Source organism: Pseudoflavonifractor capillosus (assembly GCF_016899775.1).
GTDB lineage: Bacteria > Bacillota > Clostridia > Oscillospirales > Oscillospiraceae > Lawsonibacter.
The window spans coordinates 1-25,820 of the sequence record NZ_JACJJE010000019.1; the positions used below are offsets into that span (position 1 = coordinate 1).

Below are 25,820 nucleotides of genomic sequence, written 5' to 3' on the forward strand. Positions count from 1 at the left end.
AGATGTGTATAAGAGACAGCTCGGGGGGCAGGGGCGGCCGCTCCTCCTCCCAGGGGGGCGTGTCCGCCGCGCTGGGGGCCGCCGGCCTGGTCGGCGCGGCAGGGACCGCAGGGGTGGGAGCTGGTGGGGACTGGACCGGCGCGGCCGGTTGAGGAACCGGGGCCGCCGGAGGGGCCGGGGTCACCACAGAGGCCGGAATCCCTCCGGCCAGCAGCTCCTCCAGCCGGGCCACCCGGGCGGCCAGCCCGGCGGCGGAGTCGTCCAGCCGCTCGTCGCACAGGCGGATGAGGCACAGCTCCGCGTCGGTGCGGCGGCTGCTGCTCCGGGCCAGCTCGGGCAGGGTGGACTGGAGCAGCTTTAAGATCTGAAGCAGGCGGGGGGCGGTGAACTGCTCCCCCAGGCTGCGCATGGTGTTTCCATCGTAGCCGCCGGTGAGGAGGGCGGTTCCGCCCTGGGGGGCGGTCTTCCGCAGCAGCAGGTCCCGGGCCAGGGAAGATAACTCCTCCAGCACCGAGGACACGTCCTTGCCGTTCCCGTACAGCCGCCCCAGGGTTTCCAGGGCTCCGGCGGTGTCGCGGACGGCGATGAGGCCCATGAGCTTGGCGGTCTCCAGATTGCCCGCCAGCCCCAGGGTGTCCAGGATCTCCTGCTCGTCCACCCGCTGTCCGGCCCCGGCGCATTGGTCCAGCAGGGACAGGGCGTCCCGCATGCCGCCGTCGGCCAGCCGGGCCAGGAGGGCGGCCCCCTCCCCCGTCAGGTCGATGCCCTCCTGCCCGGCCACATAGCCCAGCCGCTGGGCGATCTGACCCGGGAGGATGCGCTTGAAGGAGAACTGCTGGCACCGGGATTTGATGGTGGCGGGCACCTTGTGGAGCTCCGTGGTGGCCAGAATGAACATCAGGTGCTCCGGGGGCTCCTCCAGGATTTTCAGCAGGGCGTTGAAGGCGGGGGTGGACAGCATGTGCACCTCGTCCACGATGTACACCCGCTTGCGCACGGCGGCGGGGGTGTACACCGCCTCGTCCCGGAGGGCGCGCACCTGGTCCACGCCGTTGTTGGAGGCGGCGTCCAGCTCCAGCACGTCCAGGATGGACCCGTTCTCAATGCCCAGACAGGCGGGACACTGGTTGCAGGGGTTGCCGTCCACCGGGTTCTGGCAGTTCACCGCCCGGGACAGAATCTTGGCGCAGGTGGTCTTGCCGGTGCCCCGGGTGCCGGTAAAGAGGTAGGCGTGGGACAGCCGCCCGGAGGCCACCTGGCGCTTGAGGGTCTCGGTGATGTGGTCCTGCCCCACCACGTCGTCAAAGGTGCGGGGCCGCCATTTGCGGTATAGGGCTTGGTACATGGGGGTCACCTCGAAAGAAAACAAACGATGTTTGATACTTGCAGGGGGATTTCGCCGCCGCCCTATTTTGCAGGGTTTCGCCCTGCGGGGCGAGTTTCTTTCCCAGCGATGGGAAAGAAACCAAAGAATCGCCGGGGGACGCGGCCGACGGGCACTTCGTGCCCATAGGACCGCCACCCTACCCCCTCTGTCGCTTCGCGACATCTCCCCCTGACAGGGGGAGTCGGCCCCCGGTCCCCTATTTTTACGGGAGCCGCCAATTAGGCGGGCTTGGCAGTTATCGCAAAGGCGCGGGTGGCTCAGCGGAATGGTTTCTCTTCTATTACCGCTGCCGCTGAGTTGTCGGCAGCCTTTGGGGATTGCCTCGATCGGTGGAAAGCGCGCCTTTTGGGCGGGTGGGGCTCAAGTTCGGCGCAGAGGGACGGCGGGCGGGTGAGGACACCCGCCCCTACGAAGAAGGGGGAGCGTTCCGAAATATCGCTAGGGGCCGGTCCCAGACCGGCCCGCGGGCGCGCACTGTGCGCCCCTACGGTTGAAACGGACCGCCCTCATAATCAGGACTGTTCCCCTCATCCGGCACGGCCTGCGGCCGTGCCTCCCTACCCCTTTTGGCCTACGGCCATTTCCCCTTGCCTTCCCCTTTAGGGGAAGGTGCCCCCGAAGGGGGCGGATGAGGTATCCCGTATTTTGAATCGGGTGCGTTGGTTCGGAAAACCCAGGCGCGGCGGGGGAACCGCACATGCCCTAATTTTTGCAAACCCAGGGCCCAGTGGCCCGGCGGGAATTTAGAGCGTCACTCAGATTTTGCGCGCCGGAAATTTTGCTTGGACTTGCAGGTATGCGTCCCCCGTAATGGGGGACCGGGGGCAAGGCGAATATGGACACGGAGTGTCCATCCTGAGCCGTCCCCCGGCGATTCTTTGGTGACTTTCTCATCGCTGAGAAAGTCACTCGCCGCCGCAGCGGCGAAATTCCCCGGCGCGACCAATCCACGGGACGCGGCGCGCCGGGTCGTGGCCCAGGCCAGCTTCTCTTGCCCCTACGGGGCAATTCACCTTCTCGCGCCCTACGAAAAGAGGAATCATTGCTTGCCGCCCGCAGGCGGCGGACCCCCTGCGCCTAAACTTACATAAAGAAAAACCTTCGGTGGAGAGCAAGGCCGCACACCGGCCTTTGAAGCGCGCGGTATGTCCGTTACCGGGACAGCCGGCTCAAGGACAGTACCCCCGCGGCACACGCGGCGGGCCGCTTAGTGCTGCTCGGTTCCCCGCCTGACACGGTTCACGGAGCCGCGTTGCGCGGGACCGGCCTATCATCACTGCTTATCCAGGTCAGACGACACATCACACGTCCGGGGGCCGGGATTCATCCCTGCTGTAGCGGGTTGCAGGTACAGGGCACCGCTATCTCCCCAACTAGTGCGGCCTTGCTCTCCGCCGAAGGCGGAACAATCAGACTGGGAATCATTTTACTATAATTCTGCCCGCTTGGCAACTGATTTTTTCGCCGAAAACCGGGGAAGGCTGGACAAGAATGGGGAAACCTTATATAATAGGAGCGCTACGCGGGCCAGAACCCGCAGCGGGATTCGGGGCCGCGCCGGGGAAAACGGCGTCCTGCACAGCCTGATGTGTCGAGTGGTGGGCCTTGGATCACAGGAGACATACCACAAGAGACAGAAGGAGCGAACGTTTGAATTATGGAGATCAACGGCGAAATTGTCAGTGAAAACGTCCGGTATGCGGACCTGGGGCTGTCCGAGCCCATTATGAAGGCCCTGGAGAAGAAGGGCTATGAGCAGGCCACCCCCGTCCAGGGGGGCGCCATCCCCTATTTTATGGAGTATAAGGATGTCATCGCCAAGGCCCCCACGGGGACGGGCAAGACCTTTGCTTTCGGCATCCCCATGGTGGAGCACATCGACCCGGAGTCCAGCGACGTGCTGGCCCTGGTGCTGGCCCCCACCCGGGAGCTGGCCATCCAGATCCGGGACGAGCTGCGGGACCTGTGCGCCTTCAAAGAGGGAGTGCGCACCGTGTGCCTGTACGGCGGACAGCCCATCGACAAGCAGATCACACAATTAAAAAAGAGACCCCAGATCGTGGTGGCCACTCCCGGCCGCCTGATGGACCATGTGAAGCGCCGCACCGTCCGCCTGGACCAGGTGGAGACGGTGGTGCTGGACGAGGCCGACCGGATGCTGGACATGGGCTTCATCCGGGACGTGACCCGCATCCTGGACCTGATGCCCCAGCGGCGGAACCTGGGCCTCTTTTCCGCCACCATTTCCCGGGAAGTGATGGACATCTCCTGGGTGTACCAGCGGGACCCGGTGGAGATCACCGTCCGGGCTGACGAGCAGAACAAGCCGGACATCAGCCAGTACCGCCTGGACGTGGAGCGGAACGAGAAGGTGGACGCCATGGTCCGCCTCATGGAGATCGGGGGCTTTGACCGGGTCATCGCCTTCTGCAACACGAAGAACATGACCGACCGGCTCTCCGGCCTGCTGCGGATGCGGGGGGTCACCTGCGAGGCCATCCACGGGGACATCCAGCAGCGGGTGCGGGAGAAGACCCTCCAGAAATTCCGGGAGGGCAAGCTGCGGGTGCTGGCTGCCACCGACGTGGCCGCCCGGGGGCTGGACATCGACGACGTGGACGCGGTGTTCAACTACGACGTGCCCGACGAGAATGAGTACTACATCCACCGCATCGGCCGCACCGGCCGGGCCAAGCGCCACGGGGTGGCCTACTCCCTGGTGTCCAACATCACCGAGGGCATCCGCCTGGACGACATTCAGAAGAACACCGGCAACCAGATCCAGAAGATGGTCCTCAACGACCAGGGGGAGCTGGAGCCGGCTCCGGCCAAGGGATGAAGCCGGGGAAAAGAAAACGCCATTTTGTGCTGAACTTCTTCGCCTGTTTCCTGATCCCGGTGTACACCATCTCCTTTGCCGGGGGTACAGAGTGGTTCGGCAGCAATTTTTCCGTGATCGCCGTCACCGGGTGGGACCACTACCGGGGATTCCTCTACTGGGGCCTGCTGGCGGGCAGCTACTTCTTTGTGGTGGTCAACCGTCTGGCCTTCTCGCTGCCTGGACAGTGGGCGCGGCTGGCGGTGTCATGGCTGGTGCTGGCCGCCTGCCTGGCCCTGGGGTATGCCCTGGCCATCCCCTATCTGCCTGACTACTTCCCACGGTTTGCCGCCCTCCATGTGGGACTGGCCGCCGGAGCCTGCGCCCTGCTGATGCTGGCCCTGCTGGCGGTCCTGCTTATCCTGCGCCGGCAGCGGCCGGAGCGGTACGGCCGCCTGCTGATTGCCTGGGGCCTGATCGTGCTGGGGAGCGCCGTGCTGTTTTTGATCCCGCGGATGGTGTCCAGCGCTCTGGAGGTGTTTTTTACCATCTCCGCCGCGCTGCTGGCCCGGAAGCTCTACATGCTCCGGCAGGGGGAACTATGAATGGGTTTCCTTCCAATTTTTATGGTTCTTTAATCTGATTCCCAGGATGTTTTCAATCCTGCCGTAGTATGATAAGGACAACGAAAAAGGGCGCGAGCCCCGTAATTATTGGAATGGAGTGTTTTCGATATGAAAAAGCTGTATAAGACCGAGGGCCCTTACAAGATGGTGGCCGGCGTGTGCGGCGGCATCGCGGAGTATTTCGACATCGACCCCACTCTGGTGCGGGTGGCCTGGGTGATCGCCACGGTGTTCAGCTTCTCGGCGCTGTTCTGGATCTATGTGGTGTGTGCCATCATCATGCCCCGGAAGAGCGACGTGTACCCCGGATATTAAATGTATGAGGGGCTGCGGGCGGGTCGGAGACCCGCCCTGCCTTCTTTCCGGCGGTTTTCTGAGAACAGTCTATAAGGAGGAGCACCATGCTTCAGACCCGGATCTCCACCCCCGCGGATATTCCCCGCCAGCGAGAGCTGTGGCAGCTGGCCTTTGGGGACGACGGGGCCTATGTGGACAACTTCTATCACACCTACTATAAGCCGGAGCGGATGCTTATGCTGGAGGAGGACGGGGTGGTCCAGGCCATGACCGCCTGGTTCGACACCACCTTCGCGGTGCCCGGCCGGGGGAAGTACCGGGCGGCCTATCTGTACGCCGTGGCCACCCACCCGGAGGCTCGGGGCCGGGGACTGGCCGGGCGGCTGCTCTCCGATGCGGACGGCTTTTTCCGCTCCTGGGGCATTCCGGCGGTGACCACCAAGCCGGCGGAGCCCTCTCTGCACCAGTTTTTCGGGAGAAATGGCTTCCGGGAGTGCTTTGTTCACGGGCAGAACTTCTTTCACTGGGAGAAAGCGGACCGGAATCCAGGCGCGGTGAAGTCCCTGGAGCGGCTCTCACCGGGGGAATATACCGCCCTGCGGGAGAGTTGGCTGGCGGAGACGCCTCACATTGTCATCCCGGAGGAGATGATGGGCTATCAGGCGGGAGCCTGCGCCCTCACCCCCGGCGGGGGCTTGTATGCCCTGGCCGCCCCCCGCGGCCGGGCCGTCCTGTGCGCCGAGGGGATAGAAAACGGCAAACTGCTGGTCAAGGAGCTCCTGTGCGCCCCGGAGGACAGGGACTGGGTGCTGGAGTGTCTGCCCAGCCTTCTGCCCCACTGGTGCATGACGTACCGTGTGCCGGAAGGCAGCCAGCCCTTTGCCATGCTCAAGTGGCTCGACCCGGAGGTGGAGGCCGCCTGGGACTGGTCCAGCACCGCCTACCTTGGGCTGGCCTTTGACTGAACTCCTGCATTCTGATTGTGGATGGCTGGATTTCCGTTTTGGAATCCAGCCGCTTTTTGTTTGTTTCGTCAAAAATCCGCATGGATTTCTGTGGAAAGGAACGAAAGGCTGGGAGCTGCCACAGTCGTTTTGTTGTGGTGACACCCACAAAAAATTTGCTTTACTTCCTGGCATTTTATGTTATACTACACATAAGGACGAGCGATAGAGCCCTTTTTGATGTCCTTTAAACTTGATTTAAAGAGCGGAATGAAAGGATTCTGTCAAAATCTTGGAAAATCGCCACAAAAAATACATTATAGGAGGAATGTCATCATGAACAAGTACATCGAGAGAGTTCTGGCCGAGACCAAGGCGAAGAATGCCAACGAGCCCGAGTTCCTGCAGACCGTCGAGGAGGTCCTCAGCTCCCTGGAGCCCGTGATCGACGCCCATCCCGAGTACGAGAAGGCCGCCCTGCTGGAGCGGATGGTCGAGCCCGAGCGCGTCATCGAGTTCCGCGTGACCTGGGAGGACGACAATCACGTGTGGCATGTCAACCGCGGCTACCGCGTTCAGTACAACGCGGCTCTTGGCCCCTACAAGGGAGGCATCCGCTTTGACCCCTCCGTCAACCTCTCTATCGTGAAGTTCCTGGGCTTCGAGCAGGTCTTTAAGGACGCCATGACTGGTCTGCCCATCGGCGGCGCCAAGGGCGGCTCCGACTTCGATCCTCGCGGCAAGAGCGACGCCGAGGTCATGCGTTTCTGCCAGGCCTTCATCACCGAGCTGTATCGTCACATCGGCCAGGACATCGACTGCCCCGCCGGCGACCTGGGCTGCGGCGGCCGTGAGATCGGCTATATGTATGGTCAGTACCGCCGCATCGTGGGCGCTGCTGAGTTTGGCGCTCTGTCCGGCAAGGCTGTCTGCACCGGCGGCTCCATCCTGCGTCCCGAGGCCACCGGCTACGGCGCTGTGTACTATCTGGTCGAGGCTCTGGCCCATGACGGCGAGTCCATCGAGGGCAAGCGCATCGCTATGTCCGGCTACGGCAACGTGGGCTGGGGCATCATGAAGAAGGCCGCTCAGCTGGGCGCCAAGGTCACCTACTTCGCCGGCCCCGACGGCTACATCCACGATCCCGACGGCGTGTGCACCGAGGAGAAGCTGAACTACATCTTGGAGATGCGCGCCAACGATCCCATGCACTGCAAGCCCTATGCGGACAAGTTTGACTGCGAGTTCGTACCCAACACCAAGTGCTGGGGCGTGAAGGACGTGGACATCTATATGCCCGCCGCCACTCAGAACGACGTCAACATCGAGTGGGCCAAGAAGATTGCCGAGTCCGGTGTGAAGTACTACATCGAGGTCGCCAACATGCCCACCACCAACGACGCTCTGGAGTTCCTGAAGGAGCAGAAGCACATGGTCGTCGCCCCCTCCAAGGCTGTCAACGCCGGCGGCGTGTCCGTGTCCGAGCTGGAGATGGCTCAGAACGCCGAGCGCGTGTACTGGACTGCTGAGGAAGTGGACGCCAAGCTGCAGAGCATCATGAAGAACATCTATCACTCCTCCGTTGAGGTTGCTGAGCGCTATGGTCTGGGCTATGACCTGGTCGCCGGCGCCAACATCGTGGGCTTCCAGAAGGTCGCCGACGCCATGATGGCTCAGGGCATCTTCTAATTCAGCACACAACCATTTCAACACGATTCCTTTCCCCGGGGGTCCTCTCAGTGAGGGCCCCCGGGCTTTCTTGTTTTCCGGCAAAAAAGCGCCTCCGCCGGAGCGGAGGCGCAAAATGCGTGGGGAATCAGGACGCAGCCTGGGAGGAGGCGGAACTGGAAGCGCTGGAGCTGGAGGAAGCGGAGCTGCCGGAGGAGGAAGAGCCGGAGCCGCTGCTGTCGGCCTCCTGCTGGGCGGCGGCCTCCTCCTCGATGGCGGTGCGCAGGGAGAGGAGCTTCTCATAGAAGGCGGGGGGGTCCACCTGGGCAAAGGCCTCAGTGGTCTCCACCGGGTTGGCGTCCAGCCAGCCCTGGCGCAGGTCGGTCATCTGCTGGGCGATGTACCCGCTGCGGAAGTTTGCCGGGTCCAGGGGGAGGCGGAGGATGATGTGGTAGCCGTAGACGCTCTCCACGATGCCGCTGACCTCGCCGTCGGACAGGGCCTGGGCGGCCTCCTCAAAGGGAGCCACCATCTGTCCGGGAGAGGCCACGTAGCCGTCAGCCCCGTTCAGCGAGCCGTCCGAGGCGGTGTCCTCGCTGTACTGGGCCATCAGCTGGTCAAAGAGGGCCTCCTTGTCGCCGGCGGCCTGGAGCTGAGCCAGCAGGTCCTCGGCCAGGGCCTTCTTCTCGGCCACGGTGGCCTCGTCCAGAGGCTCATACTCCCCGGTGGGGTTGCCGTTCTCGTCGGTGAGGGGGCTGTTGGTGTCCACCGTCTTCAGAAGGATGTGCTTGGCCCGGTAGTAGCCCTGATCTTTGGCGTAGGAGAGCACCTGGTCGTCGGTGGGGTAGCCGGCGCTCCCCTCCCCGTACAGCTTCTCCTGAAGCTGGCTGTTCAGGTCGTTCACCTCAAAGAGGGTGGTGTACAGCTCCGGAGTGAGGGCGTTGTACCACAGGGAGTGGTCCAGCAGCTCGGCGCTGCCGGCCTGAGTCTCCATGGAGGCCATCAGGTCGCTCACCTGCTGGGAGAGATCCGGGGAGACGGAGATCCCCTCCGCCTGAGCCTGGATGGGGAGCAGGGCGTACAGGGCGGCGTTGTTCAGGGAGGCGTCCAGGATGCCCTGTTCAAAGGTCTGGCCGTTGCCCATATCCAGCTCCCAGACGGTGTCCATGGAGGAGGGGTCCTGGATGGAGCTGTCCACCAGGTAGGCCATCCAGTACAGCAGGCTTCCGGCGGTGATGTCCGCGCCCCCGGCGCGGGCCACCACCGTGTCGCCGGACAGGCCGGCGGTGGTCAGGTAGGGGTCGGTGACAGAGGCCAGGTCGATGGGCGCATCCTCCTGGGAGGACGAGGAGGCGCCGTTCTGGCAGCCGCTCAGGGCGGTCAGGGTCAGAGCAAGGGACAGGGAGAGGGCTCCCAGCCGTTTCAGATGGGTCATAAGCAGTCGGATTCCTTTCTATTTAAAAAGGTAATGGGCCCGGAGCAGGGGCCGCTTTTGGGTATCATAGCACAAAGGAGCGGCGGGAGCAAGGGGAAAGGAGGCCGCTTGCCGCCCTCTCTCCCCCATCCCAGGCGGGGACGGTTTTTTTCCGCAGAACGGCGGGGCGAATCCGGCGGGAAATTTGCTAAAAAAATTTGAAAAAGTCCTTGACACACACGGGGGTGTTGATGTATGATACCAAAGTCCCTGTAAGGGGGCAATGCGATGATGCGGGAGATTGCTCAGCAATGAGGGAACTTCCGCGGAGTATGTCCGAGCTAGAATCGGGCGGCTGAAGGACCTGGGCACGGCGTATATCGCTGTGGTTGGGTGGAACCGGCCTGCTTGCTGCGCCGGTTTCTTTCATGTCACGGAGTGATACGCACGAGAACGTGGACAGGAACTTCACCGTACGAAGCATGAAGGACAAAGAAATTCACTTCGTATGTATTAAGGAGGAAACAACCCATGGCAGCTCAGAAAGAAATGATCCGCATCCGCCTGAAGGCCTATGACCACCAGCTCATCGACCAGAGCGCGGAGAAGATCGTGGAGACCGCCAAGCGCACCGGCGCTTCCGTCTCCGGTCCCATTCCCCTGCCCACCAAGAAGGAAGTCGTCACCATCCTGCGCGCCGTCCACAAGTACAAGGACAGCCGCGAGCAGTTCGAGCGCCGCACCCACAAGCGGCTCATCGACGTCATCAAGCCCTCCCCCAAGACCGTGGAGGCCCTGATGAGCCTGGAGCTTCCCGCCGGCGTGGAGATCGAGATCAAGCTGTAATTCAGCCGGTCTCAAGCACAACTTTGTTGTACCCGCAGTCCATCGCGTCATAGAGATGGACGGGTCAAGTCGCGAGAGCAATGCCAGCCCATTGGGCAACTCTCCCGACCAATAACCTTTATAGGAGGAAATCCAACATGGAGAAAGCGATCATCGGCAAAAAGATCGGCATGACCCAGGTCTTCGATGAGGCTGGCCGCGTGGTCCCTGTGACCGTGATCCAGGCCGGGCCCTGCACCGTGGTGCAGAAGAAGACCGCCGAGAAGGATGGCTATGAGGCCATTCAGCTGGGTTATGAGACGGTTGCTGAGCGCAAGCTCACCAAGCCCGAGGTCGGCCACCAGAAGAAGGCCGGCATGACCGAGTTCAAGAAGGTTCTGAAGGAGTTCCGTCTGGACGACTGCTCCAAGTACGAGGTGGGCGACGAGCTCACCGCCGAGGTCTTCGCCGCCGGCGACCGTGTGGACGTGACCGGCATCAGCAAGGGCCACGGCTACGAGGGCGTTGTTAAGCGCCACGGTGCCGCTGTCAAGCGCAACACCCACGGCGGCGGCCCTGTGCACCGCAACATCGGCTCTCTGGGCGCCACCAGCCACATGTCCAAGATCATCAAGGGCACCATCGGTGCCGGCCAGATGGGCAACGAGCAGGTCACCGTCATGAACCTGGACGTGGTCCAGGTGGACACCGAGCTGGGCATCATCGCCGTGCGCGGCGCCATCCCCGGCCCCAAGGGCGGCGTGGTGTTCCTGCGCAACAGCGTGAAGAAGTTCTTCGAGCCCAAGGGCGCCGCCGGCGTCAGCGTCAACCCGCAGAAGGCTTCCGGCCGCAACCCGCAGAAGGCTTCCGCCCGCAACAAGTAAGGAAAGGAGAGTGTAAATCATGGCTAAAGCAAATGTGTTTAACATGGCCGGCCAGCAGGTCGGCGAGATCGAGCTCTCCGATGCGGTGTTCGGCATCGAGCCCAACACGGCTGTGGTCCACGAGGTGGTCAAGAACCACCTGGCCAACTGCCGTCAGGGCACCCAGAGCGCTCTGACCCGCGCCGAGGTCTCCGGCGGCGGCAAGAAGCCCTGGCGCCAGAAGGGCACCGGCCACGCCCGTCAGGGTTCCACCCGGGCTCCCCAGTGGACCCACGGCGGCATCGTGTTTGCCCCCAAGCCCCGCACCTACCGCTACACCCTCAACAAGAAGGTGAAGCGTCTGGCTCTGAAGTCCGCCCTGTCCGCCAAGGCCGCCTCCGGCGACATCCTGGTGGTGGACGGCCTGAAGCTGGACGAGGTGAAGACCAAGGCCATGAAGGGCTTCCTGGACAGCATCCAGGCCGGCAAGTCCGTGGTCATCACCCCTGAGGTGGAGAAGAATGTGGTCCTGTCCGCCCGGAACATCCCCGGCGTCATCACCACCACCGCCAAGGTCCTGAGCGTTTACGACATCGTCAACGCCAACCGCCTGGTGGTCGATAAGGCCGCCCTGGCTATCATTGAGGAGGTGTTCGCATAATGACCGCTTATGATATCATCAAGCGCCCCATCATCACCGAGCAGTCCATGGCGGACGCCGAGATGAAGCGCTACACCTTCGAGGTGGCCAAGACCGCCAACAAGATCGAGATCGCCAAGGCGGTCGAGGAGATCTTCGGCGTGAAGGTCGCCAAGGTGAACACCCTGAACATGCAGGGCAAAATGAAGCGCATGGGCTACCGGCCCGCCGGCCGCCGGCCCAGCTGGAAGAAGGCCATGGTCACCCTGACCGCCGATTCCAAGACCATCGAGTTCTTCGAAGGCATGGTGTAAGGAGGAGATTGAGAAATGGCTATCAAGACTTATAAGCCCACAACGCCCTCCCGCCGCCACATGACTGTGTCCGCCTTCGAGGGCATCGACAAGAAGGCCAAGCCCGAGCGCGCCCTCACCGAGGTGCTGAAGAAGCACGCGGGCCGCAACAGCTACGGCCGCATCACCGTCCGCCACCACGGCGGCGGCAACAAGCAGAAGTACCGCATCATCGACTTCAAGCGGGACAAAGAGGGCAAGGCCACTGTGGTCAACCTGCAGTACGACCCCAACCGCTCCGCCAACATCGCTCTGATCGAGTATGAGGACGGCGAGCGCCGCTATATCCTGGCCCCCAACGGCCTGAAGGCCGGCCACATCATCATGACCGGCGCCGACGCCGACATCCTGCCCGGCAACTGCCTGCCCATCGCCAACATCCCTGTGGGCGAGATGATCCACAACATCGAGCTCTACCCCGGCAAGGGCGCTCAGCTGGTCCGCGCCGCCGGCGTGGCCGCTCAGCTGATGGCCAAGGAGAACGGCATGGCTCAGGTCCGCCTCCCCTCCGGCGAGGTGCGCTATATCCGCGAGAACTGCAAGGCCACCATCGGCCAGGTGGGCAACACCGACCACGCCAACATTCAGATCGGTAAGGCCGGCCGCAAGCGCCACATGGGCTGGCGGCCCACCGTCCGCGGCTCCGTCATGAACCCCAATGACCACCCCCACGGCGGCGGCGAGGGCAAGAGCCCTGTCGGCCGTCCCGGCCCGGTCACTCCCTGGGGCAAGCCCGCTCTGGGTTACAAGACCCGCAAGACCAAGAACCGCACCGATAAGTTCATCGTGAAGCGCCGCAACGCCAAGTAAGGAGGGAGTAAAAGATGAGCAGAAGTATCAAGAAAGGCCCCTTTTGCGCCCCCGAGCTGCTGAAGCGGGTCGATGAAATGAATCAGACCGGCGACAAGAAGGTGCTGAAGACCTGGAGCCGCGCCTCCACCATCTTCCCCTCCTTCGTGGGTCACACCTTCGCCGTCCACGACGGCCGCAAGCACGTGCCCGTCTATGTGACCGAGGATATGGTCGGCCACAAGCTGGGCGAGTTCGTTCCCACCCGCACCTTCAAGGGTCACGCGGGTTCCAAGACCGGTAAGTAAGGAGGAGAGAGAGCAATGGAAGCTGTTGCAAACCTGAGATATCTGCGGATCTCTCCCCGTAAGGTGAAGATCGTCCTGGACCTGATCCGCGGCAAGGACGTGGCCACCGCCACCGCGATTTTGCTGAACACCCCCAAGGCCGCCTCTGAGCCTGTGCTCAAGCTGCTGAAGAGCGCTGCGGCCAATGCGGAGAACAACCACCAGATGGACCCTGAGAAGCTGTATGTGTCCGCCTGCTATGCCAACCCCGGCCCCATCATCAAGCGCATCATGCCCCGGGCCCAGGGCCGGGCGTACCGCATCAACAAGCGCACCTCTCACGTCACCATCGCCGTGAGCGAGCGCTAAGGGAGGAGGAACAATATGGGACAGAAAGTCAATCCCCACGGCCTTCGCGTGGGCGTCATCAAGGATTGGGACTCCCGCTGGTACGCGAAGAACGAGCTGGTCGGCGACCTGCTGGTGGAGGACAAGAAGATCCGTGACTACTTGAAGAAGACTCTGTACGGCGCCGGCATCCCCAAGATCGAGATCGAGCGGGACAACGCCAAGGTCCGTATTTACCTGCACTGCGCCCGCCCCGGCGTCGTCATCGGCAAGGGCGGCGAGGAGATCAAGGCCCTGGAGGCCAAGCTGGTCAAGATGATCGGCAAGCCCGTGGACCTGAAGATCGTGGAAGTGCGCAACTCCGACATGGACGCTCAGCTGGTGGCCGAGAACATCGCCCAGCAGCTGGAGAAGCGTATCGGCTTCCGCCGCGCCATGAAGAACGCCATGGGCCGCGCCATGCGCGCCGGCGCCCTGGGCATCAAGACCAGCGTTTCCGGCCGTCTGGGCGGCGCTGAGATTGCCCGCACCGAGCACTACCACGACGGCACCATCCCCCTGCAGACTCTGCGCGCCGACATCGACTACGGCTTCGCTGAGGCTGCCACCACCTACGGCCGCATCGGCGTGAAGGTGTGGATCTACAAGGGCGAGGTGCTGACTCAGGCCCTGCGCACCACCCCCCGCACCCTGGATACCAGCAAGCCCTATCAGGAGCGCCGTGAGCGCCGCGACCGCCGCAACGGCGACCGCCGGGGCGGCTTCCGCCGGGACGGGGAGCGCCGCAACAACTTTAACCGTGATAACAACCGTGGCCCCCGCCCCGCCGGTCAGGCCAACACTCCTAAGGAAGGAGGCGCTCAGTAATGCTGCTGCCGAAGCGCGTTAAATACCGCCGCGTCCACCGCGGCCGCATGAAGGGCAAGGCCACCCGCGGCAATACCGTCACTTACGGTGAGTTTGGCCTGGTGGCCACTGAGCCCAGCTGGATCACCAGCAACCAGATCGAGGCCGCCCGTATCGCCATGACCCGTTACACCAAGCGTGGCGGTAAGGTGTGGATCAAGATCTTCCCCGATAAGCCCGTCACCGAGAAGCCGGCCGAGACCCGCATGGGTTCCGGTAAGGGCTCTCCCGAGTACTGGGTGGCCGTGGTCAAGCCCGGCCGCGTGATGTTCGAGATCGCCGGCGTCTCCGAGGAGGTCGCCCGCGAGGCTCTGCGCCTGGCCAGCCACAAGCTGCCTGTCAAGTGCAAGATCGTGAAGCGTGAAGAGACCGAGAAGGGTGGTGAAGCGTAATGAAGGCCAATGAGATCCGCAAGCTCTCCGGCGCGGAGCTGGAGACCAAGCTGATGGACCTGAAGAAGGACCTGTTCAACCTGCGCCTTCAGCACGCCACCAATCAGCTGGACAACCCCATCCGCATTGCGGAGGTTAAGAAGGACATCGCCCGGGTCAAGACCATCATCCGCGAGCAGCAGCTCGCCGGCCGCTAAGAGGAGGAGATAGAAGATGGAAAACAGAACTTCTTCCCGTAAGACCAGAGTCGGCCTGGTGGTTTCGGACAAGATGGACAAGACCGTGGTGGTCGCCGTCGCCGACCGTGTGGCCCACCCTCTGTATAAGAAGATCGTCAAGAGAACCTATAAGCTGAAGGCTCACGACGAGAACAACCAGTGCGGCGTGGGTGACCGCGTCCGCGTGATGGAGACCCGCCCCCTGTCCAAGGACAAGCGGTGGCGCGTGGTCGAAATCATCGAGAAGGCGAAGTAAGGAGGTGCCGGCATGATTCAGGAAGAAAGCTATCTGAAGGTCGCCGATAACACCGGCGCCAAGGAGATCAAGACCATCCGTGTGCTGGGCGGTTCCAAGCGCAAGTTCGGCAACATCGGAGACGTGATTGTGGCCTCCGTTCGGAAGGCCCAGCCCGGCGGAACCGTGAAGAAGGGCGAGGTGGTCAAGGCCGTTATCGTCCGCACCTCCCGGGGTGTGCGCCGCGCCGACGGCTCTTACGTCCGCTTCGACGACAACGCCGCCGTCCTCATCCGTGAGGACAAGAACCCCCGCGGCACCCGTATCTTTGGCCCCGTGGCCCGCGAGCTGCGCGACAAGGACTATATGAAGATCCTGTCCCTGGCTCCCGAAGTGCTGTAAGGGAGGGTAACGAAGCATGAAGAAAATGAGCATCAAGAAGGACGACCTGGTGGTCGTGCTGTCCGGCAAGGACAAGGGCAAGCAGGGCAAGGTCCTGGAGGTCCAGCCCAAGAGCGGCAAGGTGGTCGTGGAGAACATCAACGTGGTCTCCCGCCACACCAAGCCCCGCAAGCAGGGCGACCAGGGCGGCATCCTGAAGAAGGAGGCCCCCCTCTACGCCTGCAAGGTGCAGAAGGTCTGCCCCAAGTGCAACAAGCCCACCCGCATCGGCCACAAGGTCGAGGGCGACAAGAAGGTCCGCATCTGCAAGAAGTGCGGCGCCGAGATCTGAGAGAGGAGGAGTGAATCGAAATGGCTAATACGCCCAACCTGAAGAAGCTGTATCAGGACGAGGTCGCTCCTGCTCTGATGCAGAAGTTCGGCTATAAGTCCACCATGCAGATCCCCCGTCTGGAGAAGATCGTGGTCAACGTGGGCTGCAGCGAGGCCCGGGAGAACGCCAAGGTGCTGGACGCCGTGGTGAACGACCTGACCACCATCACCGGCCAGAAGGCCGTCATCACCAAGGCCAAGAAGTCCGTGGCTAACTTCAAGCTCCGTGAGGGCATGCCCATCGGAGCCAAGGTCACCCTGCGCGGCAACAAGATGTGGGAGTTCCTGGACCGTCTGTTCAACGTGGCTCTGCCCCGTGTCCGTGACTTCCGGGGCATCTCCGCCGACTCCTTCGACGGCCGCGGCAACTACGCCCTGGGCGTCAAGGAGCAGCTGATCTTCCCCGAGATCGAGTACGACAAGATCGACAAGATCCGCGGCATGGACATCGTGGTCTGCACCACCGCCCAGACTGACGAAGAGGCCCGTGAGCTGCTCAAGCTCGTGGGCGCGCCCTTCGCCACCCGCTAAGGAGGAGGATGAACAATGGCTAAGAAGTCTATGATTCTCAAGCAGCAGAAGGAGCCCAAGTTCTCCTCCCGCCGCTACAACCGCTGCAAGCTGTGCGGCCGTCCCCACGCTTACCTGCGGGACTACGGCATCTGCCGTATCTGCTTCCGGGAGCTGGCCTATAAGGGCCAGATCCCCGGTGTGAAGAAAGCTTCCTGGTAATTCTGAATACTCAGACCGCCAGGTCAATAACGTCTTGGAAGGAACCGGCTGTGTCTGCACAACCGGTTCCTTCTGGACAAAAGTGAACCACGCGTCCGGGCGTGCGAGGCTAAAAAGTCTTGCAATCCGGACATAAATGAGGTATAATCAGGTGCTTGCGCGCCGAGAGGTCTTTTTTAGGGACACACCCGGCGCCGTGGGCGAGGCGAAACCCGGGATCGCAGGGGCCGCGGAAGGGCTCCGGGCGACTGCCGGGGATTTGCGCTGTTTCATTCCTTTTGGTCAAACCCGCCTCGGGACGGCGGTTTTGATAAATAGTGCCAAAGGCACGAAGGCGGTCAATAGGTCGAAGGGTCTACCTGCCCTGCGATACCTTGCCGCTTGTACCGGCTTACCCAACGGCCGGTAATCGAATAGGAGGTAAAGACTCATGCATATCACGGATCCCATTGCGGATATGCTCACCCGCATCCGCAACGCGAACAACGCCAAGCATGACACCGTGGACGTCCCCGCGTCCAACATGAAGAAGTCCATCGCGCAGATCCTGCTGGATGAAGGCTATATCAAGAACTTCCAGCTGATCGACGACGGGACTCAGGGCGTTATCCGCATCACCCTGAAGTATGGTGCCGGCAAGGAGAAGGTCATCTCCGGTCTGCGCCGCGTGTCCAAGCCTGGCCTGCGCGTGTATGCCGGCGCGGACGAGCTGCCCAAGGTTTTACGCGGGCTGGGCATCGCCATCGTATCCACGTCCAAGGGCGTCATGACCGACAAGAAGGCCCGTCAGGCCCATGTCGGCGGCGAAGTCCTGGCATTTGTCTGGTAAGGAGGGTTATAGGAATGTCTAGAATTGGTAGAGCTCCTATCGCCGTCCCCGCCGGCGTGGAGGTTAAGATCGAGGCGGAGAATGTGGTCACTGTGAAGGGCCCCAAGGGCACCCTGACCCGTCAGTTCCACCCCAACATGAAGATCGAGCAGGAGGGTGAGGTCATCCACGTCACCCGTCCCAACGACGCCAAGGAGAACCGCGCTCTGCACGGCCTGACCCGGACCCTGATCCACAACATGGTGGTGGGCGTCACCGAGGGCTACAAGAAGGAGCTGGACGTGAACGGCGTCGGCTACCGTGTGGCCAAGGAGGGCAACAAGCTGGTTATGAACCTGGGCTTCTCCCATCAGGTCACCATGGAGGAGATCCCCGGCATCACCATCGAGGTTCCCGGCCCCAACAAGATCGTCATTCACGGCTGCGACAAGCAGCAGGTGGGCCAGTTTGCCGCCGAAGTGAGAGAGAAGCGTCCGCCTGAGCCTTATAAGGGCAAGGGCATCAAGTATACCGACGAGGTCATCCGCCGCAAGGCTGGTAAGACCGGCGCCAAGAAGTAAGAAGGAGGTGTGCCAACATGATCAACAGACCCGATACCCGTTCTCAGCGCATTAAGCGCCACAAGCGCGTGCGTGCGAAAATCTCCGGCACGCCCGAGCGTCCCCGCCTGAACGTGTTCCGCAGCGAGACCAACATCTACGCCCAGATCATCGACGATGTGAGCGGCAAGACCCTGGTCTCCGCTTCCACCCTGGAGAAGGACTTCTCCTGCGAAGGCACCAAGACCGACGCCGCCAAGCAGGTGGGCGTCACCGTGGCCGAGCGTGCCAAGGCGAAGGGCATTGAGACCGTGGTCTTCGACCGCGGCGGCTATGTGTACCATGGCCGTGTCAAGGCTCTGGCCGAGGGCGCCCGTGAGGGCGGCCTGCAGTTCTAAGGGAGGAGGAAACGACAATGCCTAGATTTGAGAAACAACCCAGCGAGTACGTGGAGAAGCTCGTCTCTCTGAACCGCGTGTCCAAGACCGTCAAGGGCGGCCGCGTCATGAAGTTCGCCGCTCTGATGGTGGTGGGCGATGAGAAGGGCCGCGTGGGCTTCGGCACCGGCAAGGCCGCCGAGGTGCCCGAGGCCATCCGCAAGGGCATCGAGGACGCCAAGAAGAACATGATCACCGTGTCCCTGTCCGGCACCACCATTCCCCACGAGGTCATCGGCGCCTTCGGCGCCGGCCGCGTGCTGATGAAGCCCGCCGCTCCCGGTACCGGCGTCATCGCCGGCGGCGCCGTCCGCGCCGTGCTGGAGGCCGTGGGAATCAAGGACATCTACACCAAGTGCCTGCGCTCCAACAATCCGCAGAACGTGGTCTCCGCCGCTTTTGAGGGCCTGAAGTCCCTGAGAAGCCCTGAGGAGGTCGCCCGCATCCGCGGCAAGAGCGTGGAAGAGATCTTGGAGTAAGGAGGGCACTCACAATGGCTAATCTGAACATCAAGCTGGTCAAGAGCCTGAACGGCCGCATCGCCAAGCACAAGGCGACCGCCGAGGCCCTGGGCCTTCACAAGATCGGCGACACCACCGTGCAGCCCGACAACGCGGCCACCCGGGGCAAGGTCGCCCAGATCGGCTACCTGCTCCAGGTATCCGAGGAAAACTAAGAGGAGGCGCGAGACAATGAATCTGCATGAACTCTCCCCCGCCGCCGGTTCCAACACCAAGGCCTACCGCAAGGGCCGCGGCAACGGCTCCGGCAACGGTAAGACCGCCGGCCGCGGCCAGAAGGGCCAGTGGGCCCGCTCCGGCGGCGGTGTCCGCGTGGGCTTCGAGGGCGGCCAGATGCCTCTGGCCCGCCGCCTGCCCAAGCGCGGTTTCCACAACATTTTTGCCAAGCCCCTGGAGGCGGTGAACGTCTCCACCTTGGACGCCAAGTTTGCCGACGGTGAGACTGTCACCGTTCAGGCTCTGCTGGAGAAGGGCATCCTGTCCAAGTGCCAGTACGGCGTCAAGATCCTGGGCAACGGCTCCATCAGCAAGAAGCTGACCGTCCAGGCTTCCGCCTTCTCCGCCTCCGCCAAGGAAAAAATCGAAGCTGCGGGTGGTAAGGTGGAGGTGGTCTGATATGATCAAGACCGTCCGGGACGCCTGGCAGATCCCGGAGCTGCGCCGTAAGATCCTGTTTACCATCTTCGCGCTGCTCATCTTCCGCCTGGGCGCCGCCATTCCGGTGCCTTATATCAACACCTCTGGTCTGGAGACCTATCTGAGCGCCCAGAGCGGCACCATTCTGGGTCTGATGAACGCCATGAGCGGCTCCGCCTTCTCCATGGCGACCCTGTTCGCTCTGAGCATTCAGCCCTATATCAACAGCTCCATCATCATCCAGCTGCTCACCGTGGCCATCCCCGCTCTGGAGCGGCTGGCCAAGGAGGGCGGCGAGGAGGGCCGGAAGAAGATCGCCTCCATCACCCGGTACACCACCGTGGCCATCGGCCTGATCCAGGGCTTTGGCTACTACAGCCTGATCAACAGCTACGATCTGGTGGAGACCGAGGGCCTGCCCGCTGTGTGGGTGGCTATCGTCATCATCCTGTCCTTCACTGCCGGCTCCGCCTTCCTCATGTGGCTGGGCGAGCAGATCACCGAGTTCGGCATCGGCAACGGCATCTCTGTGCTGCTGTTCGCCGGTATCGTCTCCCGCTTCCCCCACATGCTCCGGGATATGATCAGCGGCATTCAGGCCTACCTGAATCCCCGTACCGAGGAGCAGCTGGCGGCCATGACCGAGGTGGAGCGGGCGGCCTATGAGAACAGCATCCTGGCCCCCTGGATGATCGCGGTCATCGTCGTGGGCATGCTGGCTCTGGTGGTCCTGATCGTATTCATCTCCAACTCCGAGCGCCGCCTGCCGGTTCAGTACGCCAAGCGGGTGGTGGGACGGAAGATGTACGGCGGCCAGTCCACCCACATTCCCATCAAGGTGAATATGGGCGGCGTCATGCCCATCATCTTCGCCCAGTCCATCGCCATGATCCCCGCCACCATCGGCGCTTTCGCCGGGTGGACCACGGAGAGCGGCGGCTTCGGCGGCACCTTGATGATGCTGTTCGATACGGCGAACCCCTTCTACAGCGTGCTGTATTTCCTGCTCATCGTGGGCTTCAGCTATTTCTACGCCACCATGCAGTTCAACCCCGTGGAGGTGGCCAACAACCTGAAGAAGAACGGCGGCTTCATTCCCGGCTTCCGTCCGGGCAAGCCCACCGCCGACTTCATTCTGAAGGTCCTCAACAAGATTACCATGTTCGGAGCCCTCTACCTGTCCATCGTGGCCATCGCGCCCATCATCACCGGCAACCTGTTCGGGTACAGCTCCCTGGCCATCGGCGGCACCTCCGTGATCATCGTGGTGGGCGTCGCCCTGGAGACCACCAAGCAGATGGAGGCCCAGATGCTCATGCGGCACTACAAGGGCTTCCTGGAGTAATGGGAAGAGAGGCGTTATGGGTATGAAGTTGATCCTGCTGGGCGCCCCCGGCGCGGGAAAAGGCACCCAAGCGGAGATCCTCAGCGCGAAGCTGGGAATCCCCACCATCTCCACCGGCAACATGCTCCGTGCCGCCATCCAGGAGGGAACTCCTGTGGGTCTGGAGGCCAAGAGCTATATGGACGCGGGCAAGCTGGTCCCCGATGATGTGATCATCCGCGTGGTGAAAGAGCGCATCGGGCAGCCGGACTGCCAGAGCGGTTTCATCCTGGACGGGGTGCCCCGCACCATCGGCCAGGCCGAGGCCCTCTCCCAGGCGGGGGTCTCCTTCGACCGGGTGATCTCCATTGAGATCAGCGATCAGGAGATCGAGGACCGCATGGGCGGCCGCCGTGTGTGCAGCAAGTGCGGCGCCTCTTACCATTTGAAAGCCCGTCCCACCAAGGTGGAGGGCGTGTGCGACGCCTGCGGGGCCCCGGTGGTCCAGCGGGCCGACGACAAGCCCGAGACCGTGCGGGAGCGTCTGCGCGTCTACCACGAGCAGACCGAGCCCCTGAAGGACTACTACCAGAGCAAGGGAACCCTGCGCTCGGTGGACAACCAGCCCACCATTGAGGCCACCACGGCCGTGATTCTGGAGGCGTTGGAGTCTTGAAGGGCATCGAAATGATTTCCATGAAATCTCCCCGGGAGATTGAGGCCATGCGCAAGGCCGGGCGGCTCACCGCCCAGGCCCGCGCCCTGGCCGGATCTATGGTGGCCCCTGGGGTCACCACCCATGAGATCGACACCGCCGTCCGGCGCTTTATCGAGAGCCACGGCGGAAAGCCCTCCTTCCTGGGCTACGCCGGATTCCCTGGATCTGCCTGCATCTCGGTGAACGAGGTGGTGATCCACGGCATCCCGGGCCCCCGGAAGCTGAAAGAGGGCGATATCGTCAGCGTGGACGTGGGGGCCTATATTGACGGTTTCCACGGGGACTGCGCCGCCACCTACGCCTGCGGTGAGATCAGCGATGAGGCCAAGAAGCTCATCCAGGTCACGCAGCAGAGCTTCTGGGAGGGCATCAAAATGGCCCGCAGCGGCTGCCGTGTCTCAGACATCGGCCATGCGGTCCAGGAGTATGTGGAGGCCAACGGCTTCTCTGTGGTCCGGGATTTTGTGGGCCACGGCGTGGGCCGCAATCTCCACGAGGCCCCCGAGGTGCGCAACTTCGGGCCCGCCGGCCACGGTCCCCGGCTCCAGCCGGGCATGACCATCGCCGTGGAGCCCATGGTGTGCGCCGGCGACTGGCAGGTGAAGGTACTGGCCGACAAGTGGACCACCGTGTCCCTGGACGGCTCCCTCACCGCCCACTATGAAAATACCATCCTCATCACTGAGGACGGCCCCGAGATCCTCACCGTCACCGAGGATGGAGCCTATGTCTGATCACAAAGGGCAGATCGTCCGGGCAACTGCCGGACGGGACAAGGAAGGCATCTTCTGCGTCATGGGTGTGGAAGAGGAGACCGGCCGGCTGCTGCTGGCCGACGGAAAGCGACGGAGAGCGGCCCATCCCAAGGCGAAAAAGCTGCGGCATGTGGAGGCCCTCACCCCGCCGGACCGCCCCTTTGACCACCCCGCCATCCAGAAGCTGAAACAAGGAGAACCGGTGTCGGACCGGGAACTGAGAAGGGCGCTGGCCGCCTTCAAGGAGGGAATCACGCTTGGCGAAAGATGATATGATCGAACTGGAGGGAGTCGTCACCGAGTCCCTTCCCAATACCACGTTCCACGTGGACATTGGCAATGGCCACATTATCCTGGCCCATATTTCCGGGAAGCTGCGGATGAACTTTATCCGCATCCTGCCCGGCGACAAGGTGACCGTTCAGATGTCACCCTACGACCTCACCCGAGGCCGTATTACCTGGCGTTCTAAGTAACTATTAACGACCAAATCGTCCGGCTTTCCCTGGAAGCCTTGCCTTCCGGGGTCCGTCAAGACTCCCGTCCCCCCGCGGGGACAGCGGCCGCAGGCCGCCCCAAATGCGAGCCCAACGAAGTGGGTCGCATTTGGAGAGGAGAAACAGCGGAGTGAGTGAGCCCTCGCGCTTGCGCGGGGGCGAAGGATACGGAGCTTGTTTCGACGAGGAGGGGCCATTAAGGCATTCATCAGGAGGTTTTAACTATGAAAGTCAGACCGTCCGTGAAGCCCATGTGCGAGAAGTGCAAAGTCATCAAGCGCAAGGGCAAAGTCATGGTTATTTGCGAAAACCCCAAGCATAAGCAGAGACAAGGTTAATTGGAGGTGCTGTAAGAATGGCTCGTATTGCCGGTATTGACCTGCCGAGAGAGAAGCGAATTGAGATCGGCCTCACTTATATCTACGGCATTGGGCGCACCAGCGCCAACAAGATCCTGGCCCAGGCCGGAATCAACCCTGACACCCGCGTGAAGGACCTGTCCGAGGAGGACGAGACCAAGCTGCGTGAGATCATTGGCCACGAGTACACCGTGGAGGGCGACCTGCGCCGCAATGTGGCGATGGACATCAAGCGCCTGACCGAGATCGGCTGCTACCGCGGCGTCCGCCACCGCAAGGGGCTGCCCGTGCGCGGCCAGCGGACCAAGACCAACGCCCGTACCCGCAAGGGTCCCAAGCGTACCGTCGCCAACAAGAAGAAGTAAGGAGGGATAACACATGGCTGCGAATACCAAGGGTAAGAAAGTGGTGCGCAAGCGCCGCGAGCGTAAGAACGTAGAGAAGGGCCAGGTGCATATCCGCTCCTCCTTCAACAACACCATGGTGACTGTCACCGATCTTCAGGGCAACGCCCTGTCCTGGGCCTCCTCCGGCGGCCTGGGCTTCCGCGGTTCCCGTAAGTCCACCCCCTTCGCCGCGCAGACCGCCGCTGAGACGGCCGCCAAGGCCGCCATGGAGTACGGCCTGAAGACCGTTGAGGTCTACGTGAAGGGCCCCGGCGCCGGCCGTGAGGCCGCCATCCGCGCCCTGCAGGCCGTTGGCCTGGAGGTCACCCTGATCAAGGACGTGACCCCCGTTCCCCACAACGGCTGCCGGCCGCCCAAGCGCCGCCGCGTCTGATCTGGAAGAAGGAGGTTTTGACAGATGGCTAGAAATATGCAGCCCATTGCCAAGCGGTGCAAGGCGCTGAACCTGTCCCCCGCCGTCATGGGCTATGACAAGAAGACAACCAACCGCAACCCCAAGGGGCAGATGCGGAGAAAGCAGTCCGAGTACGCCATGCAGCTGACCGAGAAGCAGAAGGTCAAGTTTGTCTACGGCATCATGGAGAAGCAGTTCCATATGTACTATGAGAAGGCCAACCGGATGCAGGGCAAGACCGGTGAGAACCTGCTGACTCTCATCGAGCGCCGCCTGGACAATGTGGTGTACCGCCTGGGCTTCGCCAAGACCCGCCGTGAGGCCCGCCAGCTGACCACCCACGGTCACTTCACCGTCAACGGCCAGCGGGTGGACATCCCCTCCTACCTGGTGAAGGTGGGAGACGTCATCGAGGTCCGGGAGAAGAGCCGCTCCTCCGTGAAGTTCAAGGGCCTGGTGGGTGAGGACGCCCCCATGGTCACCATCCCCAAGTGGCTGGAGCGCGCCAAGAATACCCTCCAGGGCAAGGTCGTTGCTCTCCCCGTTCGGGACGACATCGACTTCCCCGTGGAAGAGCACCTCATCGTCGAGCTGTACTCTAAGTAAGGAACCGAGCCTGTGGGCCTTCGGCCTGTCCGAAGGCCCAGGGGCGTCTTTTCTCCGCAGAGATTTCCCTGCGGCGGCGCCCTGTTGAAGTTAGACTTAGACAACCCTCAGATATTGGTGAGCTGAATCAGACGGCGGGATACGCCGTCGCGAAAAGGAGGGTATCATAGCATATGGTAGAAATCGAGAAGCCCCGCATTGAATGCGTGGAGAATCCCGGCGACAGCTCCTATGGCAAGTACGTGGTGGAGCCCCTGGAGCGCGGCTACGGCACCACTCTGGGCAACTCCCTGCGCCGTATCCTGCTGTCCTCTCTGCCGGGCACCGCGGTGACTTCTATCAAGATCGCCGGCGTCCAGCACGAGTTTTCCACCATCCCGGGCGTGAAGGAGGACGTGACCGAGATCGTCCTCAACATCAAGAGCATCATCGCCAAGCTCCACTGTGAGGAGACCAAGACCGTCCACATCGAGGCCTCCGGCGAGTGCGAGGTCACCGCCGGCGACATCAAGGCGGACGCGGATGTGGAGATCCTCAACCCGGAGCTGCACATCGCTACTCTGGGCGCGGACGCCACCCTGTCCATGGAGCTGACCCTGTCCCACGGCCGCGGCTATGTCCCCGCCGACCGGAACAAGCCCGCCCAGACCATCATCGGTCTGATCCCCGTGGACTCCATCTACACCCCCGTCCGCAAGGTCAACTACACTGTGGAGAACACCCGTGTGGGCGACGCCACGGACTATGACAAGCTGACCCTGGAGGTCTGGACCGACGGGACCATCGACGCCCGGGACGCGGTCTCTCTGGGAGCCCGCATTCTGTGTGACCACTTCACCCTGTTTACCGACCTGAGCGAGACCATGGGCAGCCGTTCCACTGTGGTGGAGAAGGCCGAGACCCAGCGGGACAAGGTGATGGAGATGACCATTGACGACATGGACCTGTCTGTGCGCTCCTACAACTGCCTGAAACGGGCCAACATCAACACGGTGGAGGACCTGATCTCCAAGACCGAGGAAGAGATGATGAAGGTGCGCAACCTGGGCCGCAAGTCCCTGGAAGAGGTCATCAACAAGCTGGCTATGATGGGCCTGTCCCTGGCCAGCGACGACAACAACAACTAAGCGTATATTACGCAGGATACAGGCAGGCTGCTGGGAAGAGCTTTCCCTCTCCCCTCCCCTGCCGGGGGCAGCGAGGAAGGTATGTAACGTTCCGCTTCCCGTGCCGCCGCGAGGCGGTCCTTCACAGGTGTCCCGGGCCCTATGCGCCCAATGAA

At 62.5% G+C, this 25,820-nt stretch carries 38 protein-coding genes and 1 other RNA gene; 36 read left to right on the forward strand and 3 right to left on the reverse strand.

The window, feature by feature from the left end; all coding sequences use genetic code 11:
* Positions 1-1,345, reverse strand: a 1,345-nt coding sequence (gene dnaX, locus H6B31_RS07695) for a DNA polymerase III subunit gamma/tau (protein ID WP_204898012.1), incomplete at its 3' end; no start/stop codon positions are given.
* A 1,159-nt stretch (positions 1,346-2,504) separates the two neighbouring features.
* Positions 2,505-2,769, reverse strand: an RNA gene (ffs, locus tag H6B31_RS07700) — signal recognition particle sRNA large type.
* 275 nt (positions 2,770-3,044) lie between these two features.
* On the opposite strand from ffs, the gene H6B31_RS07705 reads away from it, so the two are divergent.
* The 5 genes from H6B31_RS07705 to gdhA all read left to right on the forward strand — a co-directional run bounded on the left by H6B31_RS07705 (position 3,045) and on the right by gdhA (position 7,761).
* Entirely contained in the window at positions 3,045-4,226 is a 1,182-nt protein-coding gene (locus H6B31_RS07705; RefSeq protein ID WP_204898013.1) for a DEAD/DEAH box helicase, read from the forward strand.
* A gap of 26 nt (positions 4,227-4,252) precedes the next feature.
* Positions 4,253-4,810 (forward strand): hypothetical protein, encoded by a 558-nt coding sequence (locus tag H6B31_RS07710; RefSeq protein ID WP_204898014.1) that lies wholly within the window; start codon positions 4,253-4,255, stop codon positions 4,808-4,810.
* 129 nt (positions 4,811-4,939) lie between these two features.
* On the forward strand, positions 4,940-5,146 hold the full coding sequence (locus tag H6B31_RS07715; RefSeq protein ID WP_204898015.1) for a PspC domain-containing protein: 207 nt from the start codon (positions 4,940-4,942) through the stop codon (positions 5,144-5,146).
* An 86-nt stretch (positions 5,147-5,232) separates the two neighbouring features.
* A complete protein-coding gene (locus H6B31_RS07720) occupies positions 5,233-6,093 on the forward strand; it encodes a GNAT family N-acetyltransferase (protein ID WP_204898016.1) in 861 nt (286 codons plus the stop codon).
* Between the two features lie 315 nt (positions 6,094-6,408).
* Positions 6,409-7,761: an NADP-specific glutamate dehydrogenase gene (gene gdhA / locus H6B31_RS07725; protein WP_191436369.1), complete on the forward strand. Its 1,353-nt coding sequence runs from the start codon at positions 6,409-6,411 to the stop codon at positions 7,759-7,761.
* Positions 7,762-7,888: 127 nt separating this feature from the next.
* On the opposite strand, the gene H6B31_RS07730 is transcribed toward gdhA, so the two are convergent.
* On the reverse strand, positions 7,889-9,175 hold the full coding sequence (locus tag H6B31_RS07730; protein ID WP_204898017.1) for a peptidylprolyl isomerase: 1,287 nt from the start codon (positions 9,173-9,175) through the stop codon (positions 7,889-7,891).
* Between the two features lie 510 nt (positions 9,176-9,685).
* On the opposite strand from H6B31_RS07730, the gene rpsJ reads away from it, so the two are divergent.
* From rpsJ to H6B31_RS07885, 31 genes are all read left to right on the forward strand, one after another.
* Positions 9,686-10,000, forward strand: a complete 315-nt coding sequence (gene rpsJ, locus H6B31_RS07735) for a 30S ribosomal protein S10 (RefSeq protein WP_087290875.1) — start codon at positions 9,686-9,688, stop codon at positions 9,998-10,000.
* A gap of 137 nt (positions 10,001-10,137) precedes the next feature.
* A complete protein-coding gene (rplC, locus tag H6B31_RS07740; protein ID WP_087290877.1) occupies positions 10,138-10,863 on the forward strand; it encodes a 50S ribosomal protein L3 in 726 nt (241 codons plus the stop codon).
* A 19-nt stretch (positions 10,864-10,882) separates the two neighbouring features.
* A complete protein-coding gene (gene rplD / locus H6B31_RS07745) occupies positions 10,883-11,503 on the forward strand; it encodes a 50S ribosomal protein L4 (protein ID WP_087290879.1) in 621 nt (206 codons plus the stop codon).
* Positions 11,503-11,796, forward strand: a complete 294-nt coding sequence (gene rplW, locus H6B31_RS07750; RefSeq protein ID WP_087290881.1) for a 50S ribosomal protein L23 — start codon at positions 11,503-11,505, stop codon at positions 11,794-11,796. The genes rplD and rplW overlap by 1 nt, the downstream gene beginning before the upstream one ends.
* A 15-nt stretch (positions 11,797-11,811) precedes the next feature.
* On the forward strand, positions 11,812-12,645 hold the full coding sequence (gene rplB, locus H6B31_RS07755; RefSeq protein WP_087290883.1) for a 50S ribosomal protein L2: 834 nt from the start codon (positions 11,812-11,814) through the stop codon (positions 12,643-12,645).
* 14 nt (positions 12,646-12,659) lie between these two features.
* Complete coding sequence (gene rpsS, locus H6B31_RS07760) at positions 12,660-12,932, forward strand: 30S ribosomal protein S19 (protein ID WP_087290885.1); 273 nt, start codon at positions 12,660-12,662, stop codon at positions 12,930-12,932.
* A 15-nt stretch (positions 12,933-12,947) separates the two neighbouring features.
* The gene (gene rplV, locus H6B31_RS07765; RefSeq protein ID WP_087290887.1) at positions 12,948-13,280 is read left to right on the forward strand and encodes a 50S ribosomal protein L22; all 333 of its coding nucleotides are present in this window, start codon (positions 12,948-12,950) and stop codon (positions 13,278-13,280) included.
* 15 nt (positions 13,281-13,295) lie between these two features.
* Positions 13,296-14,126 (forward strand): 30S ribosomal protein S3, encoded by an 831-nt coding sequence (gene rpsC, locus H6B31_RS07770; RefSeq protein WP_087290889.1) that lies wholly within the window; start codon positions 13,296-13,298, stop codon positions 14,124-14,126.
* Positions 14,126-14,557, forward strand: a complete 432-nt coding sequence (rplP, locus tag H6B31_RS07775; protein WP_087290891.1) for a 50S ribosomal protein L16 — start codon at positions 14,126-14,128, stop codon at positions 14,555-14,557. Before rpsC ends, rplP begins: the two co-directional genes overlap by 1 nt.
* Positions 14,557-14,754: a 50S ribosomal protein L29 gene (rpmC, locus tag H6B31_RS07780; RefSeq protein ID WP_087290893.1), complete on the forward strand. Its 198-nt coding sequence runs from the start codon at positions 14,557-14,559 to the stop codon at positions 14,752-14,754. Before rplP ends, rpmC begins: the two co-directional genes overlap by 1 nt.
* A 16-nt stretch (positions 14,755-14,770) precedes the next feature.
* Complete coding sequence (gene rpsQ / locus H6B31_RS07785; RefSeq protein WP_087290895.1) at positions 14,771-15,031, forward strand: 30S ribosomal protein S17; 261 nt, start codon at positions 14,771-14,773, stop codon at positions 15,029-15,031.
* A 12-nt stretch (positions 15,032-15,043) separates the two neighbouring features.
* Positions 15,044-15,412 (forward strand): 50S ribosomal protein L14, encoded by a 369-nt coding sequence (rplN, locus tag H6B31_RS07790; protein ID WP_087290897.1) that lies wholly within the window; start codon positions 15,044-15,046, stop codon positions 15,410-15,412.
* A gap of 16 nt (positions 15,413-15,428) precedes the next feature.
* Entirely contained in the window at positions 15,429-15,743 is a 315-nt protein-coding gene (gene rplX / locus H6B31_RS07795) for a 50S ribosomal protein L24 (protein WP_087290899.1), read from the forward strand.
* Positions 15,744-15,763: 20 nt separating this feature from the next.
* The gene (gene rplE / locus H6B31_RS07800; protein ID WP_087290901.1) at positions 15,764-16,315 is read left to right on the forward strand and encodes a 50S ribosomal protein L5; all 552 of its coding nucleotides are present in this window, start codon (positions 15,764-15,766) and stop codon (positions 16,313-16,315) included.
* Positions 16,316-16,330: 15 nt separating this feature from the next.
* Positions 16,331-16,516, forward strand: coding sequence for a type Z 30S ribosomal protein S14 (locus tag H6B31_RS07805; RefSeq protein WP_087290903.1), 186 nt, complete (start codon positions 16,331-16,333; stop codon positions 16,514-16,516).
* 430 nt (positions 16,517-16,946) lie between these two features.
* Positions 16,947-17,345, forward strand: a complete 399-nt coding sequence (rpsH, locus tag H6B31_RS07810) for a 30S ribosomal protein S8 (RefSeq protein WP_087290906.1) — start codon at positions 16,947-16,949, stop codon at positions 17,343-17,345.
* Between the two features lie 14 nt (positions 17,346-17,359).
* Positions 17,360-17,905, forward strand: a complete 546-nt coding sequence (gene rplF, locus H6B31_RS07815) for a 50S ribosomal protein L6 (RefSeq protein WP_087290908.1) — start codon at positions 17,360-17,362, stop codon at positions 17,903-17,905.
* A 17-nt stretch (positions 17,906-17,922) separates the two neighbouring features.
* Positions 17,923-18,282, forward strand: coding sequence for a 50S ribosomal protein L18 (gene rplR, locus H6B31_RS07820; RefSeq protein WP_087290910.1), 360 nt, complete (start codon positions 17,923-17,925; stop codon positions 18,280-18,282).
* A gap of 17 nt (positions 18,283-18,299) precedes the next feature.
* Entirely contained in the window at positions 18,300-18,800 is a 501-nt protein-coding gene (rpsE, locus tag H6B31_RS07825) for a 30S ribosomal protein S5 (RefSeq protein WP_204898018.1), read from the forward strand.
* 14 nt (positions 18,801-18,814) lie between these two features.
* Positions 18,815-18,997 carry a 50S ribosomal protein L30 gene (gene rpmD, locus H6B31_RS07830; protein ID WP_087290914.1) on the forward strand — a complete coding sequence of 61 codons (183 nt, stop codon included), beginning with the start codon at positions 18,815-18,817 and terminating at the stop codon, positions 18,995-18,997.
* Positions 18,998-19,013: 16 nt separating this feature from the next.
* The gene (gene rplO, locus H6B31_RS07835; protein ID WP_087290916.1) at positions 19,014-19,457 is read left to right on the forward strand and encodes a 50S ribosomal protein L15; all 444 of its coding nucleotides are present in this window, start codon (positions 19,014-19,016) and stop codon (positions 19,455-19,457) included.
* A gap of 1 nt (position 19,458) precedes the next feature.
* Positions 19,459-20,823 (forward strand): preprotein translocase subunit SecY, encoded by a 1,365-nt coding sequence (gene secY, locus H6B31_RS07840; protein WP_204898019.1) that lies wholly within the window; start codon positions 19,459-19,461, stop codon positions 20,821-20,823.
* Positions 20,824-20,845: 22 nt separating this feature from the next.
* A complete protein-coding gene (locus tag H6B31_RS07845; RefSeq protein WP_191342483.1) occupies positions 20,846-21,478 on the forward strand; it encodes an adenylate kinase in 633 nt (210 codons plus the stop codon).
* A gap of 11 nt (positions 21,479-21,489) precedes the next feature.
* The gene (gene map, locus H6B31_RS07850) at positions 21,490-22,254 is read left to right on the forward strand and encodes a type I methionyl aminopeptidase (protein WP_204898048.1); all 765 of its coding nucleotides are present in this window, start codon (positions 21,490-21,492) and stop codon (positions 22,252-22,254) included.
* A complete protein-coding gene (locus H6B31_RS07855) occupies positions 22,247-22,546 on the forward strand; it encodes a KOW domain-containing RNA-binding protein (RefSeq protein ID WP_204898020.1) in 300 nt (99 codons plus the stop codon). The genes map and H6B31_RS07855 overlap by 8 nt, the downstream gene beginning before the upstream one ends.
* Positions 22,533-22,751, forward strand: a complete 219-nt coding sequence (gene infA / locus H6B31_RS07860; protein WP_020989775.1) for a translation initiation factor IF-1 — start codon at positions 22,533-22,535, stop codon at positions 22,749-22,751. The genes H6B31_RS07855 and infA overlap by 14 nt, the downstream gene beginning before the upstream one ends.
* A gap of 245 nt (positions 22,752-22,996) precedes the next feature.
* Positions 22,997-23,110 (forward strand): 50S ribosomal protein L36, encoded by a 114-nt coding sequence (gene rpmJ / locus H6B31_RS07865; protein WP_008982609.1) that lies wholly within the window; start codon positions 22,997-22,999, stop codon positions 23,108-23,110.
* 17 nt (positions 23,111-23,127) lie between these two features.
* Entirely contained in the window at positions 23,128-23,496 is a 369-nt protein-coding gene (rpsM, locus tag H6B31_RS07870) for a 30S ribosomal protein S13 (RefSeq protein ID WP_087290922.1), read from the forward strand.
* Positions 23,497-23,509: 13 nt separating this feature from the next.
* The gene (gene rpsK / locus H6B31_RS07875) at positions 23,510-23,911 is read left to right on the forward strand and encodes a 30S ribosomal protein S11 (RefSeq protein ID WP_087290924.1); all 402 of its coding nucleotides are present in this window, start codon (positions 23,510-23,512) and stop codon (positions 23,909-23,911) included.
* A gap of 24 nt (positions 23,912-23,935) precedes the next feature.
* Entirely contained in the window at positions 23,936-24,538 is a 603-nt protein-coding gene (rpsD, locus tag H6B31_RS07880) for a 30S ribosomal protein S4 (protein ID WP_204898021.1), read from the forward strand.
* A gap of 173 nt (positions 24,539-24,711) precedes the next feature.
* Entirely contained in the window at positions 24,712-25,665 is a 954-nt protein-coding gene (locus H6B31_RS07885) for a DNA-directed RNA polymerase subunit alpha (protein WP_204898022.1), read from the forward strand.
* The last annotated feature ends 155 nt before the right edge of the window (positions 25,666-25,820 follow it).